The sequence below is a fragment of the Streptomyces sp. MBT53 genome (assembly GCF_016654115.1).
In the GTDB taxonomy this organism is placed as follows: domain Bacteria; phylum Actinomycetota; class Actinomycetes; order Streptomycetales; family Streptomycetaceae; genus Streptomyces.
The window spans coordinates 1-15,133 of record NZ_JAEQAZ010000197.1 but is presented as its reverse complement, the minus strand read 5'-3'; the positions used below and the strand labels follow the sequence as shown (position 1 = coordinate 15,133).

At 71.2% G+C, this 15,133-nt stretch carries 13 protein-coding genes; 7 read left to right on the top strand and 6 right to left on the bottom strand.

All coding sequences use genetic code 11. The annotated features are described in order from the left end of the window. The first annotated feature begins 116 nt into the window (after nt 1-116). The 7 genes from JHN45_RS42495 (at nt 117) to JHN45_RS42465 (ending at nt 7,869) form a co-directional block, all read left to right on the top strand. Nucleotides 117-1,436: a radical SAM protein gene (locus tag JHN45_RS42495; RefSeq protein WP_201054701.1), complete on the top strand. Its 1,320-nt coding sequence runs from the start codon at nt 117-119 to the stop codon at nt 1,434-1,436. 214 nt (nt 1,437-1,650) lie between these two features. Continuing rightward, a complete protein-coding gene (locus JHN45_RS42490) occupies nt 1,651-3,147 on the top strand; it encodes a cellulose-binding domain-containing protein (protein ID WP_201054699.1) in 1,497 nt (498 codons plus the stop codon). A 153-nt stretch (nt 3,148-3,300) separates the two neighbouring features. Next, complete coding sequence (locus JHN45_RS42485) at nt 3,301-3,744, top strand: MarR family winged helix-turn-helix transcriptional regulator (protein WP_201054692.1); 444 nt, start codon at nt 3,301-3,303, stop codon at nt 3,742-3,744. A 28-nt stretch (nt 3,745-3,772) separates the two neighbouring features. Further along, nucleotides 3,773-5,605 (top strand): MFS transporter, encoded by a 1,833-nt coding sequence (locus JHN45_RS42480; protein ID WP_236584711.1) that lies wholly within the window; start codon nt 3,773-3,775, stop codon nt 5,603-5,605. Continuing rightward, nucleotides 5,596-6,171: a cysteine hydrolase gene (locus JHN45_RS42475; protein ID WP_201054684.1), complete on the top strand. Its 576-nt coding sequence runs from the start codon at nt 5,596-5,598 to the stop codon at nt 6,169-6,171. The genes JHN45_RS42480 and JHN45_RS42475 overlap by 10 nt, the downstream gene beginning before the upstream one ends. After that, complete coding sequence (locus JHN45_RS42470) at nt 6,168-6,731, top strand: YbhB/YbcL family Raf kinase inhibitor-like protein (RefSeq protein WP_201054682.1); 564 nt, start codon at nt 6,168-6,170, stop codon at nt 6,729-6,731. Before JHN45_RS42475 ends, JHN45_RS42470 begins: the two co-directional genes overlap by 4 nt. A gap of 145 nt (nt 6,732-6,876) precedes the next feature. Next, the gene (locus JHN45_RS42465; protein ID WP_200714493.1) at nt 6,877-7,869 is read left to right on the top strand and encodes an Ig-like domain-containing protein; all 993 of its coding nucleotides are present in this window, start codon (nt 6,877-6,879) and stop codon (nt 7,867-7,869) included. On the opposite strand, the gene JHN45_RS42460 is transcribed toward JHN45_RS42465, so the two are convergent. The 6 genes from JHN45_RS42460 to JHN45_RS42435 are packed head-to-tail and all read right to left on the bottom strand — an operon-like array spanning nt 7,853 to nt 14,969. Further along, nucleotides 7,853-9,085, bottom strand: coding sequence for an MFS transporter (locus tag JHN45_RS42460; RefSeq protein WP_201054680.1), 1,233 nt, complete (start codon nt 9,083-9,085; stop codon nt 7,853-7,855). The two genes, JHN45_RS42465 and JHN45_RS42460, sit on opposite strands and share 17 nt — an antisense overlap. Further along, nucleotides 9,082-10,311 carry an ATP-grasp domain-containing protein gene (locus JHN45_RS42455; protein ID WP_201054679.1) on the bottom strand — a complete coding sequence of 410 codons (1,230 nt, stop codon included), beginning with the start codon at nt 10,309-10,311 and terminating at the stop codon, nt 9,082-9,084. Before JHN45_RS42455 ends, JHN45_RS42460 begins: the two co-directional genes overlap by 4 nt. A 59-nt stretch (nt 10,312-10,370) precedes the next feature. Then, the gene (locus JHN45_RS42450; RefSeq protein WP_201054677.1) at nt 10,371-11,453 is read right to left on the bottom strand and encodes a peptidogalycan biosysnthesis protein; all 1,083 of its coding nucleotides are present in this window, start codon (nt 11,451-11,453) and stop codon (nt 10,371-10,373) included. Beyond that, the gene (locus tag JHN45_RS54550; protein WP_201054669.1) at nt 11,450-13,297 is read right to left on the bottom strand and encodes a radical SAM protein; all 1,848 of its coding nucleotides are present in this window, start codon (nt 13,295-13,297) and stop codon (nt 11,450-11,452) included. Before JHN45_RS54550 ends, JHN45_RS42450 begins: the two co-directional genes overlap by 4 nt. Continuing rightward, nucleotides 13,294-14,190, bottom strand: coding sequence for a homocysteine S-methyltransferase family protein (locus JHN45_RS42440; protein WP_201054664.1), 897 nt, complete (start codon nt 14,188-14,190; stop codon nt 13,294-13,296). The genes JHN45_RS54550 and JHN45_RS42440 overlap by 4 nt, the downstream gene beginning before the upstream one ends. Then, entirely contained in the window at nt 14,187-14,969 is a 783-nt protein-coding gene (locus tag JHN45_RS42435; RefSeq protein WP_201054663.1) for a hypothetical protein, read from the bottom strand. The genes JHN45_RS42440 and JHN45_RS42435 overlap by 4 nt, the downstream gene beginning before the upstream one ends. Between the last annotated feature and the right edge of the window lie 164 nt (nt 14,970-15,133).

Sequence of the window (15,133 nt, the reverse complement as noted above, 5' to 3'; positions counted from 1 at the left end):
CCGACCGACCGAACCGCACCACACCGCGCCCCCCGCTCCCACCCCCGAACCGCCGGGGGCATACCGTGAGGAGTCGTACGTCTGAGCAGGGCGCGCGCGTCGGGAGGAGATACGGGATGGGCAGCCGCACCGCACTGGTCGAGGATCTGATGGAGCGCTTTCCGCATGTGCCGCGGGAAGCCGTCTTCAAGGAGGATCTGCTCCGCGGGGGTGTCGCCTTCGACCCGTCCGCGCTGAGCGACAACGAGGACGGCGAGGTCAAGCCGAAGTCGTACTTCATCTTCTCCTTCGACCACGGCACCCTGCCGGAGCTGGGCGAGGCCGCGCTGCGCCGCCCGCCGGAGGAGATCATCCTCACCGGCGGCCCGTACGACCTGAGGCGGACCGTCGTCTCCGTGCGGGTGAATCCGACCTCGCCGTACCGGGTGGCCTCCGACGAGGACGGGGTCCTCGGGCTCTATCTCGACGGGAAACGGATCGCGGACGTCGGGGTGCCGCCGATGCCGGAGTACTACAAGCACAAGCTGGCCAACGGGAAGTCCGTCATGGAGGTGGCCCCGACCATCCAGTGGGGCTACCTGATCTATCTGACCGTCTTCCGGGTCTGCCAGTACTTCGGCGCCAAGGAGGAGTGCCAGTACTGCGACATCAACCACAACTGGCGCCAGCACAAGGCCGCCGGCCGACCGTACACAGGAGTCAAGGACGTCGAGGAGGTCCTCGAAGCCCTGGAGATCATCGACCGCTACGACACCGCGAAGGTGTCGACCGCGTACACCCTCACCGGCGGCGCGATCACCAAGACGGTCGCCGGGCGCGACGAGGCCGACTTCTACGGCCACTACGCCAAGGCCATCGAGGAGCGCTTCCCGGGGCGGTGGATCGGCAAGGTCGTGGCGCAGGCGCTGCCGAAGGACGACGTGCAGCGGTTCAAGGACTACGGCGTGCAGATCTACCACCCCAACTACGAGGTGTGGGACGAGTATCTGTTCAAGCTGCACTGCCCGGGCAAGGAGCGCTACGTCGGCCGCGCCGAGTGGCACAAGCGGATCCTCGACTCGGCGGAGATCTTCGGCGCGCGCAACGTGATCCCCAACTTCGTGGCCGGCGTGGAGATGGCGGAGCCGTTCGGCTTCACGACCGTCGACGAGGCGATCGCCTCCACCACCGAGGGCCTGCGCTTCTTCATGTCGCAGGGCATCACGCCCCGGTTCACCACCTGGTGCCCCGAGCCCACCACCCCGCTGGGCAAGGCCAACCCGCAGGGCGCGCCGCTGGAGTACCACATCCGGCTGCTCGAGGCCTACCGCTCCACGATGGAGGACTTCGGGCTCAAGTCCCCGCCCGGATACGGCGAACCGGGCCCCGGCCGTGCGGTCTTCTCCGTCAGCTCCTTCATGGACAGCCTCCCCGCCGAGGAGCCCGCGCCTTTGTAAGGTAACGGTGTGGACAACTCCTGCGACGGGTGAGACGGGAGAGGCCCGGACACGTACAACTGCACAGAGGCGACTGACGGTTACCGCAATTGAATACCCGGCTTGTCAGTTGTGTGGGATGCGTGAAAGGCTCTGGCCCTGTCACGAGGCAGCCCCCCTCCAACTCGCTTAATGTCAGAGCTAGTTGGCCGTCATTCGTGGATGCAGGAGACCCATGCCCGACCTGCCGACTCCTCAGGACGCCGCTGAGGCCGCACTGTTCACCGAGTGCTGGGACGCCGTGCTGTCCTACGCCGATCTGTGCACGTCCGGCGCCGCCTCGGCCACCGAGCTGGCGAGCGAGGCCTTCGCACTCGGCATACAGGAGGCCCGGTCCGCCGGGTCCGGCCCGATGCGCGGACCGACCCGGCGTGTCCTGCCGGTGATACCGCTGCTGCTGACCGCCGTACGGACCACGGCCGCGGAGTGGGAGTTCGCCGGGCGGGGGCACCGGCTCGACCCCGACCTGCGGCTGTGGCTCAACTCGGAGAAGGCGGCCCGCTTCCACGGCATGCCGTTGCAGCGCCCGATCGCCCTGCGCGGACTGCGGGACCTCCAGGAGCCGGACGCGGCACTGCTGTGGCTGGCCGAGGTCGAGGCGCTGCCGCTGACCGTCGTGGCCCGCCGCCTCGGACTGGACCCGGCGATCGTCTCCGGTGAACTCGCCCAGGTGCGCGGCCTGTTCAGGGACCGCTGCCACCGCAACCACCTCGACTCGCCGATGGACGCGGAGTGCCGCAGCTACGCCCGGCTGCTGGACGCGGTCACCCGCTCGCCGTCCGCGGACACGCCCGAAGACCTCTCCCGCCACCTCGCCACCTGCGTGCAGTGCGCGGAGGCCGCCGCCTGTCTGCGACTGCAGGGCGGCGGACTGCCGTCGGCCCTCGCGAGCGGAGTGATCGGCTGGGGCGGGCTCGCCTACCTGGAGCGCCGCCGCCGGGCCGCCGAGGTACGGCTCGGTGCCGGGCGCCCGGTGGCCGAACTGGAGGCGGGGGAGTCGAAGGAGGGCGCGAGCAAGGCGCGGCTCGTCCGCAACAGTCTGCTCGTCGCCGCCGTCCTCCTCTCCTTCGTGGCGCTCGGGGTGTCGATGATGCCGATGGGCGGCTCCGGGCGCGAGAACACGGCCAGCGACGACGCCGACAGTCAGCCGGTGCTCGACCCCGGCTCCACCGTTTCCTCCGTCGGCACGCACCCGTCGACCACGCCGTCCGCGTCCGGCCGGCCGACGGCGAGCGACAGCACGGCGTCCGCCGCGCCCAGCGACAAGAACCCCGACACGGAACCCCAGGGCACCGCCTCGGCCACCGCGAGCGACGCGCCCGCGCCGACCACCAGCGCACCGGCGCAGCCGCCCGCCGCGGCGAGCTGCGACGTCACCTACGACCTGGTCGGCCAGTGGAACGACGGTTTCCAGGCCACGGTCACCGTCACCACCACCAAGGCCCTCGACAACTGGCGGGTCGCCTGGTCCTACCGCGACGGCCAGCAGGTCACACAGATGTGGGACGCGAGCGTCGCCCAGGACGGCTCCCGGGTCACCGCCACCGCCGCCGACTACAACAAGGACGTCGCCGCGAACGGCAGCCTCACCTTCGGCTTCCTCGGGACCTGGAACAACAGCAAGAACTCGGCACCGTCCGGCTTCACGCTCAACGGGGCTGCCTGCGACTAGTTCTGACGGTGAGTCAGAGAACTCTGCGCGACTGACGGGGGATCCTGGAGACAGGGTCCCCCGAGTGCGTGCGGGGTCGATTCAGGGGTGTGTGCGAGCGGCCGCCACGGTGCGGCCATTTACTAAGGCAGATTGATAAACTAGCCTTAGTATATGAGCGACAGAGACCTGGACCCCGAAGCCGTCGCCGCGGCCCTGCTGGCGAGCATCGGCGTGCTGCTGCGACGGGTGCGCCAAGTGCCCGTCGAGGGCGGGCTCACGATGCCCGAGCGGGCCGCCCTCGCGCAGCTGGACCGCAGCGGCCCCACCACCTCCTCGGCGCTGGCCCGCGACGCCCAGATCACCGCGCAGGCCATGGGGGCGACGCTGGGCGCGCTGCGGACCCGGGGCCTGGTCGAGCGCCGCCCCGACCCGGAGGACGGGCGGCGCGCGGTGCTGACGGTGACCGACGCGGGCAGGCAGGCGCTGCGGAACAAGCGCAACGCGCGCGCCGAACTCCTCGGCCGAGCCCTGACCGGCGGCACGTTCACCCCGACCGAGCTGGAGCAACTCGCCGCAGCCGCACCGCTGTTGGAGCGACTGGCCCAGAAGATCTGACGTCGACGGCCGCGGAGGAAGCAAGCCAATGACGAAACCTGCCAGGACACGCACCCCGCGCCGTCCGGCCGGCGAGGACCGCTACAAGTGGACCGCGCTGACGAACACCACCGCCGCGGTCTTCATGTCCGCGCTCGACGGCTCCATCGTGCTCATCGCCCTGCCGGCCATCTTCCGCGGAGTGCACCTGGACCCGCTCGCCCCCGGCAACATCGCGTATCTGCTGTGGATGATCATGGGCTACCGGCTGGTCCAGGCCGTCCTGGTGGTCACCGTCGGCCGCCTGGGCGACATGTACGGCCGGGTCCGGATCTACAACTCCGGCTTCGCCGTCTTCACCTTCGCCTCGGTCCTGCTCTCCTTCGACCCCTTCGACGGCGGCCACGGAGCGATGTGGCTGATCGCCTGGCGCGTGCTCCAGGCCGTCGGCGGCTCGATGCTCACCGCCAACTCGGCCGCGATCCTGACCGACGCCTTCCCCGAGGAACAGCGCGGCTTCGCCCTCGGCATCAATCAAGTCGCCGCCCTGGGCGGGATGTTCATCGGCCTCGTCGCCGGCGGTCTGCTGTCGGCCTGGGACTGGCGCGCGGTGTTCTGGGTGAACGTCCCCGTCGGCGTGTTCTTCACCGTGTGGGCCTACCGCACCCTCCGCGAGACCGCCCGACACGACGGCGGCCGGGTCGACTGGTGGGGCAACATCACCTTCGGCGTGGGCCTCAGCGCCACCCTGATCGCCATCACCATCGGCCTCCAGCCCTACGGCGGCCACACCATGGGCTGGACCAACCCGGCGGCCGACGCACTGATCGCCGGGGGACTGCTCCTCCTCGCCGCCTTCGTCGTCATCGAGCGACGCGTCTCCGCGCCGATGATCCAGCTCGGCCTGTTCCGCCAACGGGCCTTCACCTTCGGCAACTTGGCGGGCCTGGCCATCTCGATCGGCCGCGGCGGGATGCAGTTCGTGCTGATCATCTGGCTGCAGGGCATCTGGCTCCCGCTGCACGGCTACGACTACGCCGACACACCCCTGTGGGCAGGCATCTTCATGCTGCCGCTCACCGCCGGCTTCCTCGTGGCCGGACCCGTCTCCGGCTACCTCTCCGACCGGCTCGGCTCACGCGGCCTGGCCACCGGCGGCGCGCTGCTGTTCGGCGCCAGCTTCCTCGGCCTGATGTGCCTGCCGATCGACTTCGGATACTGGATCTTCGCGCTGCTGATCACCGTCAACGGCATCGCCAGCGGGATGTTCGCCTCCCCCAACTCCTCCTCGATCATGGGCAGTGTGCCCGCGAGCCTGCGCGGTGTCGCCTCCGGAATGCGCGCCACCTTCCAGAACTCCGGCACCGCGGTCTCCATCGGCGTGTTCTTCTCCCTCATGATCGCCGGACTGGCCAGGAGCCTCCCGCACACCCTCACCACGGGCCTGCAACAGCAGGGCGTACCGGCCCACATCGCCACCCAGGTCGGCGAACTGCCCCCGGTCTCCTCCCTGTTCGCCGCCCAGCTGGGCGTCAACCCGGTCCAGCACCTGCTCCAGCCCAGCGGCGCCCTGACCCACCTCACCGCGGCACAGCAACACGCCCTCACCGGAAGCGAGTTCTTCCCGACCCTCATATCCGGGCCCTTCCACTCCGGCCTCGTCATCGTGTTCGCCTTCGGCGCCACCCTCGCGCTCCTCGCCGCGATCGCCTCGTTCCTGCGCGGGGCGAACCCGGCCGCCCCCAGGGCTCGGGGGCCGCGACCAGCTGCCACCGCTGAGCCTCCGGGATCACCGACTCCCGCCACCACCAAGCCCCCGCGCGCCCGGACGGACAGCCCGACGACCGGGACCACCACAGGAGAGACACCCCCGTGCCACTGACAACGATCGACCCCACACCCGCACTTGTCGTGATCGACCTCCAGAAGGGCATCGTCTCGGCCCTCGCCGACACGGCCCGCCAGGCCGCCGACACCACCGTCGAGCGGGCCGCCCACCTGGCCACCGAGTTCCGGCGGCACGGCCTGCCCGTCGTCCTGGTCAACGTCACCGGCCGCGCGCCGGGCCGTACGGACGCCGGACGGTCCGCGAACAGCCTTGCGCCGTCCGCCGGTTGGGCCGAGCTCGTCGGCGAACTCGACGTGCGGCCGACCGACCACCTGCTCACCAAGCGGCGGCGCAGCGCGTTCCACGACACCGGGCTCGACACCCTCCTGCGGGACCTGGGCGCCACACAGATCGTGCTCGCCGGCATCTCGACCGGATCCGGCGTCGAATCGACCGCGCGCTCGGCCTCCGACCACGGCTATCACGTCGTCCTGGCCACCGACGCCATGACCGACCCGGACCCCGAGGCCCACCGGCACAGCGTCGAGCGCGTCTTCCCCAGACTCGGCGAGACCACGACCACCGCCGAGGTCGTAGCCATGCTGGAGGCGACACGATGACCCTGCTCGGCCGACTCCTGAACAACCGCAGAGCGGGCGAGACCCACACCGCGTGGAACCAGCCCCACCTGCGAGGCCCCGAACTACTGGCCCTCACCAGCCAGGACTTCGACGACGGCGCCACCATGCCGCTGCAGAACTGCGCGAAACACATCGGCGGCGCCGACCTGTCCCCGCACCTGGCCTGGACCCCACCCCCGCCCGGCACCGCCCAACTCCTGCTGGTCGTGGAGGACATCGACGTCCCGCTGGCCAAGCCCGCCGTGCACTGCCTGGCCCTGATCGACCCTGCGACCGGACACCTGGAGCCCGGCGCCCTGTCCGCGCGACACCCCGGTCCCGGGGTACGGGTGTTGCGTTCCACCGTCGGACGCGGCTACCACGGCCCCGCACCCATCAAGGGCCACGGCCCGCACCGCTACGTCTTCCAGCTCTTCGCCCTCCGGACTTCTCTCGACGGCGCGACGCCGCTGGACCGGGTGCGTCCCCGCGCCCTGCTGCCCACCGTCCCCGCGCCCGTCCTCGACCGCGCCCGGCTGACCGGCGTCTTCGAACGCTGACTCCGGTCACGCACGGTGAGACGGCGACGCACAGCGAATCTTGGGACACGTTTTACGTGGCAGACGAAACTGCCGCACCCGGGGTAACCGTCTGACATGGAGTCGGGCCATTCAGGGCCGAAGCAACGAGAGAGTGGGGCACGTCGTGGGACGGCGCAAGGGCAGCATAGGGATCGCACTCGTCACCGGTGTGGTGCTGGTGGGTGCGAGTGCCTGCGGCGGGGGCGGCAGCGCCAAGGCGAGCGGGAGCGGGGACGACGCCAAGGCGTCGGACAAGCCCAGCGCGAGTGCCTCGCCGTCGCCGACGAAGCCCGCGGGCCCGCCGATGCTGCTGGACACGATCACCCCGCAGACGGGAACCACGGTCGGCGTGGCCATGCCGATCTCGGTGATCTTCACCAACCCGGTGGCGGCCTCGGCGCACGCCACGGTCGAGAAGCACATGAAGGTGAGCGCCTCGCAGCCGGTGGTCGGCGCCTGGCACTGGATGGGCAACCAGCGTGCCGACTGGCGCCCGAAGACGTACTGGCCCTCCGGTACGACGGTGAAGATCGACGCCGACATGACGGGCGTCAGCAACGGCAACGGCCGCTACGGCGTGCACGACTACACCCACACCTTCAAGATCGGCGACGACGTGCGCGCCGACGTCTCGGTCACCAACCACACCATGAAGGTGACCAAGAACGGCGCGACCGTGCGCACCCTGTCGATCAACGCGGGCAGCGCCGAGTTCCCGACGTGGGACGGCACGATGGCCGTCATCGACAAGCAGAAGAAGGTCCACATGACCTCCTGCAGCGTCGGCATCAGCTGCGACAAGGGCAGCGCCAACTACTACGACCTGACGCTGCCCTGGGACATCCACCTCACCCAGTCCGGCACCTACGTGCACTACTCGACCGGCGACCCGAACCCGGGCAGCGGCAGCGCCCGCGGCTCGCACGGCTGCGTCCACCTGTCCCTCGCGGACGCCGAGTGGTTCTACGGCCAGGTCAAGCAGGGCGACCCCGTCACCATCACCGGCTCCCCCCGAGGCAAGGCCCCGGCCGACAACGGCTACGCCGACTTCAACCTGGACTGGAGCCAGTGGCTCGCGGGCAGCGGCTCGGGCGAGGGGACTACGGCGACACTGTGACGGGTCGCTCAGCACGGTCGAGCCTCGCGCTGAGCACCGCGCCCAGGAGGGCCACGGCCGTGAAGGCGGTCCAGAGGGCGGGCGCCGAGGTGAGGAGCAGCCAGGCGCCCGCGACCGGGACGAGCACGGAGGCGATGGACCAGGACGCCTGGTAGACCGCCATGCAGGAGGCCTCCATGCCAGGTGCCGCGAGTTCCGCCGCGTAGCCGTCGCTGGTCGGTGCGATCACGATCTCGCCGAGCGTGTACACGGTCATGGAGACGAGCGCCACGCAGACGGCGACCGCCGGAAGCACCGTGTCCCGCAGGGGGGAGACCAGCGCGAACCCCAGCCCGGAGACCGCGTACAGGGCGCCGCCCAGGGACAGCATCCGGGGCGCGGCGCGGTCCGCGGTGCGTTTCACCAGCGACTGCTGGAACAGCACCACGAGCGCGCCGTTCACGGCCAGCACGGCGCCGGCCGTCCAGCCGTACAGCCGGGCGTCGTCGACCAGGTAGAGGCCGATGAACGTCGACACCACCGTGGCGCAGATCGCGAAGCACGTCTTGGCGGCGGTCAGCAGCGCGAAGCCCGGCAGGCGCAGCACCTGGCGGGCTCCGGCGGTCGTGGTGCCGGCAGGCGTCCGCGCGGGCGCGTCGGCCTCCGGCCCCGCCTGCCCTCGCAGCCGTACCAGTACGGCCGTGGTGACGGCGAAGCTGGCCGCGTTGATCAGCGCGATCAGCCGCAGGCCGGCCGTGCTGTGTGACGAGGCCAGCACCCCGCCGACGAGGGACCCCAGGCACAGGCCGACGTTCCGGGCCCAGCCCACGGTGCCGAACGCGCGTCGGGACGCGGGCCCGCGGGCCAGGCGGGCGATCGTGGCGCCGAGCGACACCCACACCGCCTTGTCGAGTACGGCGGACAGGGCCAGCGCGCCGACGGCCAGCGGGGCGGGCAGCGTCAGCGCGTAAACGGCGAACAGCACGGTGCGTACGGCGTTGCCCAGGATCAGCGAGCGCAGATGGCCCACCGACTGGACGAGGCGCCCCAAAACCGCGCTCGACCCGATCAGGGCCAGGTTCACCACGGTGAGCGTGGCGCCGACGGACGCGACGCCGAGGTGCTGCACCCGGACGAAGTACAGCAGGGCGAAGGGCATGAACATCCCCGAGCCGACCGCGTCCACGATCATCGCCGTCACGAACAGCCGGGGCAGCGGCCCGTCCGTACGGCTCATGCGTCGGGCAGTTCGGTCAGCCCCAGGAGGGCGAGCAGCCGGGCGTTCGCCTCTGCCACCTGTGCCAGGGTCTCGCCGCGGTCCGGTCCGCTGCCCAGGACGTAGCCGGCCCGCCACCAGTTGGCGTCCACCGAGGTCAGGGTCGTGCCGGGCGCCAGCAGGCGCTCCGCGTGGGTGACGAGCGGGAGCCCCGCACGCACCCCGGCCATCGTGGGGGCGTCCACGACGGTTCCGGTGGCGGCCACGAACTCGACCGCCGCGACCTGCGGGGCGGTGCCGGGCCGCGTCCGCACGGGGTCGGCCTCACCGAGCGCGACGGAGAGCGCGGCGTCGTAGAGGTCGAGTCCGGTGGCGCGCAGCAGTACGTCGCTGATCAGCCCGCCGGCCGGCCGGAAGGCGATCTCGATCAGGTGCCACCGGTCGCCGTCGCGCTTGGCCTCCAGGTGGAGCACGGCGCTGTCGATGTCCAGCGCCCTCGCCACACTGTCGACGAAGTCCCGTGCCGACGGGCCCAGTTCGCGCTGCACGGCGGGGTCGATCACATGCCGGGTCTCGACGAAGGACGGCGGCGCGGTGCAGGTCTTCTCGGTGACGCCGACGAACAGGGTGCGCCCCGCCGACACCACGGCTTCCAGGGAGACTTCCGGCCCCGGCACGAAGTGTTCGACCAGCGCCCGGGGTTGACCGGTGGTGGACATCACGGCCGACAGCGCGGCGGGCAGTTCGGCGGGGTCGGCCACCCGCCGGATGCCGAGACTGGCCGCGCCGTCGACGGGCTTGACGATGACCTCGCCGGACGGCGCCGACCGCAGCAGCTCCTCCGCCTCGGCGGGGTCCGAGGTGAGCACGAACGGCAGCTCGGCACCGGTACCGGCCAGCCGGCGCCGTACAGCTGCCTTGTGGGTGAGCTCCTCCGCCACCGCCGGTCCGGCGCCGGGCAGGCCCCACTCCTTCGCGAGGCGGGCCGCTATCCGGGTGCCCCAGTCGTTGAAGGCGAGGACGCCGTCGACCCTGCCCTCGAACGACTTGAGGCGGTCCAGGTCCGGCCCCGGGTCCTGATGGTCGGTCAGTTGCCAGGCGTGGTTCTCGGTGGCCAGCCGGTCGTAGCGGGAGTAGGCGGTCTCGTCCACGAGGACCGTGTCGACACCCCTGCGCTCGGCCACCGCGAAGAAGCGTTCACGCAGTGGTCCGATGCCGATGACCAGGACGGTGGGACGTGCGTTCAAGGCGATCTCTTCCTTCGTGAGTGGTTCGGGTTCCGGGTGGCACGAGTGGTGCGGGCTCGTCAGACGGCCAGAGCCGTGTCCGTACGGCGCAGCAGCGCATGGTGGGCGGGAGCGCCGGGCGGTACGGCACTCAGCAGCGGCCGTGCCACAGCACCCCTGTGCAGCTTGGCAGTCGGGGTTCCGGTGCTGAGCAGCACACCGCGGGCTCCGTGGCCGCGGGCCAGCCGCATCGGCAGATGGTAGGCGACGTGGAAGTACGCGCCGATCTCCGCGCTTCCGGGGCCGAGCCCGACCATGCGCGGCAGCACCTCGCGGGCGCCCAGCACCACGGTCGAACTGGCCACGGCCGTTCCGTGGCGGTCCCGCACGAGGATCACGCAGTAGCCGGGGCCGAAGGCCTCCCGGAGGCGCTCGTTCACGCGCAGCAGCCGCGCCGGATCACCCGGGAGCCCGTGCTTCTCGTCCGAGCACGCCTCCAGCCGCGCGACCTCCCGCTGGATCTCCTCGGTCGCGTCGCCCTGGTGGATCTCGGCGGTCGCACCGGCCTCCGCCAAAGACGTCAACTCCCGCCGCAGCCTGCGTCGTCGGTGCGCGGAGAAGCCCGCGAGGTAGGCGTCCTCGTCCGCTCCGACGTCCGGGATCCGGAAATAGCGGTCGGTGACGCCCACGCTCCAGCCGCGCTCCCGCAGCCGCGGCAGTACGGGGCTGTCCTCGTCGAGATGCAGGAAGCTGAGCAGCCGCCCCTGCGCGCCCGCGTACTCCTCAAGGGCGGTCACCAGGGCGTCCGCGTCGAACTCCGCGCCGCCCGCGGGGAAGACGGACGGACCGTATCCGAGGGCGCACACGTTCAGCTGGCGCAGCCCCTCGGCCCTGGCCTCCTTGACGTCCGCCTCGGGCTGGTCCACGGCGCGGCCCGAACCGGCGGACACATCGGTGCAGTTCATCCGGGAGAAGCCCGAGTGGTCGTCCTGGAGGCGCACCGCGCAGGCGGCGCCGGCTCCGGGGACCTCCAGGAAACGCACACCGTCCTCGGGCCACCGGTTCGCGGTGAGCCAGGCGTGCGAGGCCCGGGGGTCCGCCGGATCGGCGTTCCAGTAGCCGGCGGGCAGACCGTCCGCCGCCGTGTACTGACGGACCGTCACATCGCCACCGCTTCCACTCCGTTGCGCACATGACCCCACCGCACCCGCGTCTCCCGGTGGATCCGCCAGATGTTGTCCTCCGTCAACAGCCGGGAGACGACACCGGGATAGGCCTCTTCGAAGAAGGAGTACGGCGGAGGGACCTCGACACCCTGGGAGCCGTAGTCGAGGCGGTCTTCCATGCCGTGCCGCCGGGTGATCTCCGTGCCCGGGTGGTACGTCAGGATGTTCGGGCTGGCGAGCATGAGGTAGCCGTCGTCGATGAGCCGGCCCACCTCCTCTATCGTCTCGGCGATGCTGTTCTCGTCCTCGCCGTCCAGCCCGAACAGGACCGAGCTGCCGACGCGGATCCCGGCCTCGCGCAACAACCCCAGTGCCAGGCGCACGCGTTCCTTCCACGGGGTGCCGCGCCGCACGTTCTTGTGGACGTGCCGCATCACCTGCTCGGACATGCTCTCGATACCCAGGTAGACGTAGGTGCAGCCCGCCTCGCGCATCCGGGCCAGGCCCGCCCGTACGATCTCGGACTTCGGGCCGGTGAGCACGTCGACGGTGAGCTGGGCACCCCACTGCAGAACGGACAGGCCGCGGTCGATCTGCCGTGCCTCGGCCAGCGCGGTGCAGAACTCCTTGATGCGCGGCCAGGAGCCGGACCAGAAGATCGAGTCGTCGAAGAAGGCGGCCTCCGCGCCGTATTCGACGTACTCCCGCAGCCGTTCCACCATGCGCTCGGCATCCCCGGGCGCCGACCGCCTGACCTGGCCGAGCAGCGCGGACTCCGAGCAGAAGGTGCACCGCATCGGGCAGGTGCCCGAGACGAGGACGTGGGCGCAGCGGGACGTCGTACCGTCGTCACGGGTGAAGATCGGGAACCGGGAGCGGATCAGGAACGGCGCGTACGGAGACGGCTCCTGTTCCGCCGGGACGGGCGGGCCCTCCACGCGGAAGGCCGTCCAGCCGGCGGCGCCGTGGACGAGGATGCTGCCCCGCCCGTACTCCTGTCCTCCCTCGGCGGCCATCCGCTCCAGCTCGCCGACGACCCGCTGTGCGGTGGTCGTGCGGGTCGCCAGGTCCATGGAACGGGCGACGGCCCGCAGGGTGAGGTCCAACAGGGGGCCGCCGTCGCCGCTCACGACGACGTCCACCGGGGCCGGGTCGGGCCGGCGCGCGCCGACGACGGTGGAACTGGGCGCGAGATACACCTCGGCCGGCTGTTGTTGGCGCACCGTCTCGTCCGCGTGCCGTCCGCCCATCACCACAAGGGAGTCGGGGCATTCGGCCTTGACCAGGGCGGCGATCTCCAGGGCGTAGCGGTGTGCGGGGGAGACGGCGCTGATCAGGACGACGGCGGGCCGGCGGCGCCGCAGCAGGCCGACGAGGTCGGCGCGGGTGCGGGGGGTCCAGGTCCGGGGATCGAAGACGGTGTCGTCGGTCGTCCGCACCTCGGTCTCGTGGCGGCGGGACACGTCCGGCCGCTCCTTCTTGCCGGGGAGGCGGGGCCACAACGGGCACAGGTCGTTGTACACGTCGGCCGGGCCGAAGGGGTCGGCGAACGAGGCCGTCGCCCGCGCCATGGGGTAACTCAGCGCGGAATAAAGGGCCATGGGATCGCCCGGATACGCGACGTCGTTGTGCTCGTCGGTGATCACCGGCGCGAGAACGGCCAGCACCCCGAACGCGCGCACCGCCCCCGCGGCCTCGAACCCGGCCTCGCGCACCTCGGCCCGCAGCCGGTGGCGCCGGGCGCGCAGTACGGGGTTCTCCGGCGTCGCGGTGGCGGTGCCGTGGCCGCCGATGCGCAGAAGGGCGGGTCCGAACGTCGCTCGTACCTGGATGCTCGTCACGCCGCCGCCTCTTCCTTCCACTTGTCCGCCAGGGCACCGATGTGCGCGGGCGCCGTTCCGCAACAGCCGCCGACGAAGCCGAGACCGAACTCCGCGGCCCAGCCGTACGCCAGGTCGGCGAACACCGACGGCGACAGGGCCGGCGGGAGGGTGCGCTCGCTGTGCTCCCACCGGTCGAGCGCCGTCCGGTCCTCCAGGTTGGGATAGACGCCGACGGGCACACCGAGGCCGTCGAGCCGCTCCAGCGCGCGCGAAACGGCCGTGCGGGGCAGGCAGTTGGCCGCCACCGCACTCGCCCCGGCGTCGACACAGGCCAGCGCGGCCTCGCGGAGCGCGTCACCGTCGGGGAGGGTGGCCCCGTCCGTGACGACGAAGCTCACCCAGGTCCGCAGCCCGCGCCGGACCGCGGCCTCGACCGCGATCACGGCCTCGCGGCGCGTGCACTGCGTCTCCACGAGCACGAGATCGGCCCCGGAGTCCGCGAGCACGCCGGCCATCCAGCCGTGCTCACGGACGAGGGACCCCTCGTCGGGGGTGAGCGCCGGGGTGTAGCAGTCCTCGACGGGTGCGACGGAGGCCGCCACCAGGGCGTGCGGTGTCCCGGCGACCCGGCGGGCCCGTACGGCACAGGTCACGGCCCGGCGCACGTAGTCCGCCTGTTCGGCCTCGGGCACGCCCATGCGGGACAGGGCCCGGGTGTTGGTGCGGAAGGTGTTGGCGGTGACGACGTCGCTGCCGCTCTGCAGGAACTCCGCGTGGACCTTCACCAGCGCGTCCGTCCCGGCCGGGTCGCGCAGCGGGGCGCTGGTGAGCCACGGCGCGAGCATGGGGATGCCGGCCGCCTGGAGGCCGGTGGCGGTACCGCCGTCGAGGATCCTGGGGAGGGGGCTCACGCGCTCTCCCCGAGATTCCGCGAGGTGGTCTCCGCGCCGCCCCAGGCCAGGAACTCGTCGACCCATTCGGCGGGCATCAGATTGATCTTCTGGTCGGCGAACGGGCGCTGCTGAGGCGGGATCCAGTCGTCGTCGCCGCGGCACGGGACCGAGCCGTCGGGCCTGACGATGTGCGGGCCGTAGTAGAACCAGGCGATCTGCCCCACGAACTCGTTCAGCACCGCTCGGTGTATGCCGGGGGAGAACATGCGCAGGTGCGCGTGGGCCACGGAGAGTTCACCGCGGAGGTTGAAGGGGGCGCGCATGAGGTAGTGCCCGAAATAGTCGTGGGTGGCGCGCAGTACGTCGTTGCGGAGGGCCGGGGTGCCGTCGATCTCGGTGCCCGACTGCGACAGGAGGGGGTTGTCGGGATCCTCGTAGCCCTCCGGACCGTGTCCGTGCTCCGTGGGGAACACATACAGGTCCTCGCCGGCGTCCAGGGCCGCGCAGAGTTCGCGGGAGGCTCCGTAGGGCTGCCCGGAGTTACGGAAGTAGCGCACCTTCAGCCCCATGTCGGTCATGCAGGCGAGCTGGGCGCGCGCCTCCTCCGCCATCCGCAGGTACTGGCCGCGGGCGTCGGGATCATTGGGGAGGCTCTGCTGTTCGTGAAAACGCTGCGCTATTTTCCGCACCAGACGTTCCGGAACGCCCGGCGCCCGGAATTCGGAACCCACCCATTTCTCTTCCAGATCGGCGCGGCGGAGATAGAGCCGAGAGACCTCGCGAACGTCGACGACCATGAGAAAACCCCCGTGATATCCGTTTCGTGAACGGAGCGACAGCCCTTGGTGCGGCGGATTCCATGGTTGCCGCGGGGCGGTGCGGGGGCATGCCGCAGGAACCGGTGACACCGTTTCCGGGGACACCGTCGCGCCCGTGTGAAGGGGGTGCCTCTATGTCTTTC

Excerpts from the sequence above, each read along its gene's own strand:
- JHN45_RS42495 (WP_201054701.1), top strand. The coding sequence starts at position 117 with ATGGGCAGCCGCACCGCACTGGTCGAGGATCTGATGGAGCGCTTTCCG.
- JHN45_RS42490 (WP_201054699.1), top strand. The coding sequence starts at position 1,651 with ATGCCCGACCTGCCGACTCCTCAGGACGCCGCTGAGGCCGCACTGTTC.
- JHN45_RS42485 (WP_201054692.1), top strand. The coding sequence starts at position 3,301 with ATGAGCGACAGAGACCTGGACCCCGAAGCCGTCGCCGCGGCCCTGCTG.
- JHN45_RS42480 (WP_236584711.1), top strand. The coding sequence starts at position 3,773 with ATGACGAAACCTGCCAGGACACGCACCCCGCGCCGTCCGGCCGGCGAG.
- JHN45_RS42470 (WP_201054682.1), top strand. The coding sequence starts at position 6,168 with ATGACCCTGCTCGGCCGACTCCTGAACAACCGCAGAGCGGGCGAGACC.
- JHN45_RS42460 (WP_201054680.1), bottom strand. The coding sequence starts at position 9,085 with ATGAGCCGTACGGACGGGCCGCTGCCCCGGCTGTTCGTGACGGCGATG.
- JHN45_RS42435 (WP_201054663.1), bottom strand. The coding sequence starts at position 14,969 with ATGGTCGTCGACGTTCGCGAGGTCTCTCGGCTCTATCTCCGCCGCGCC.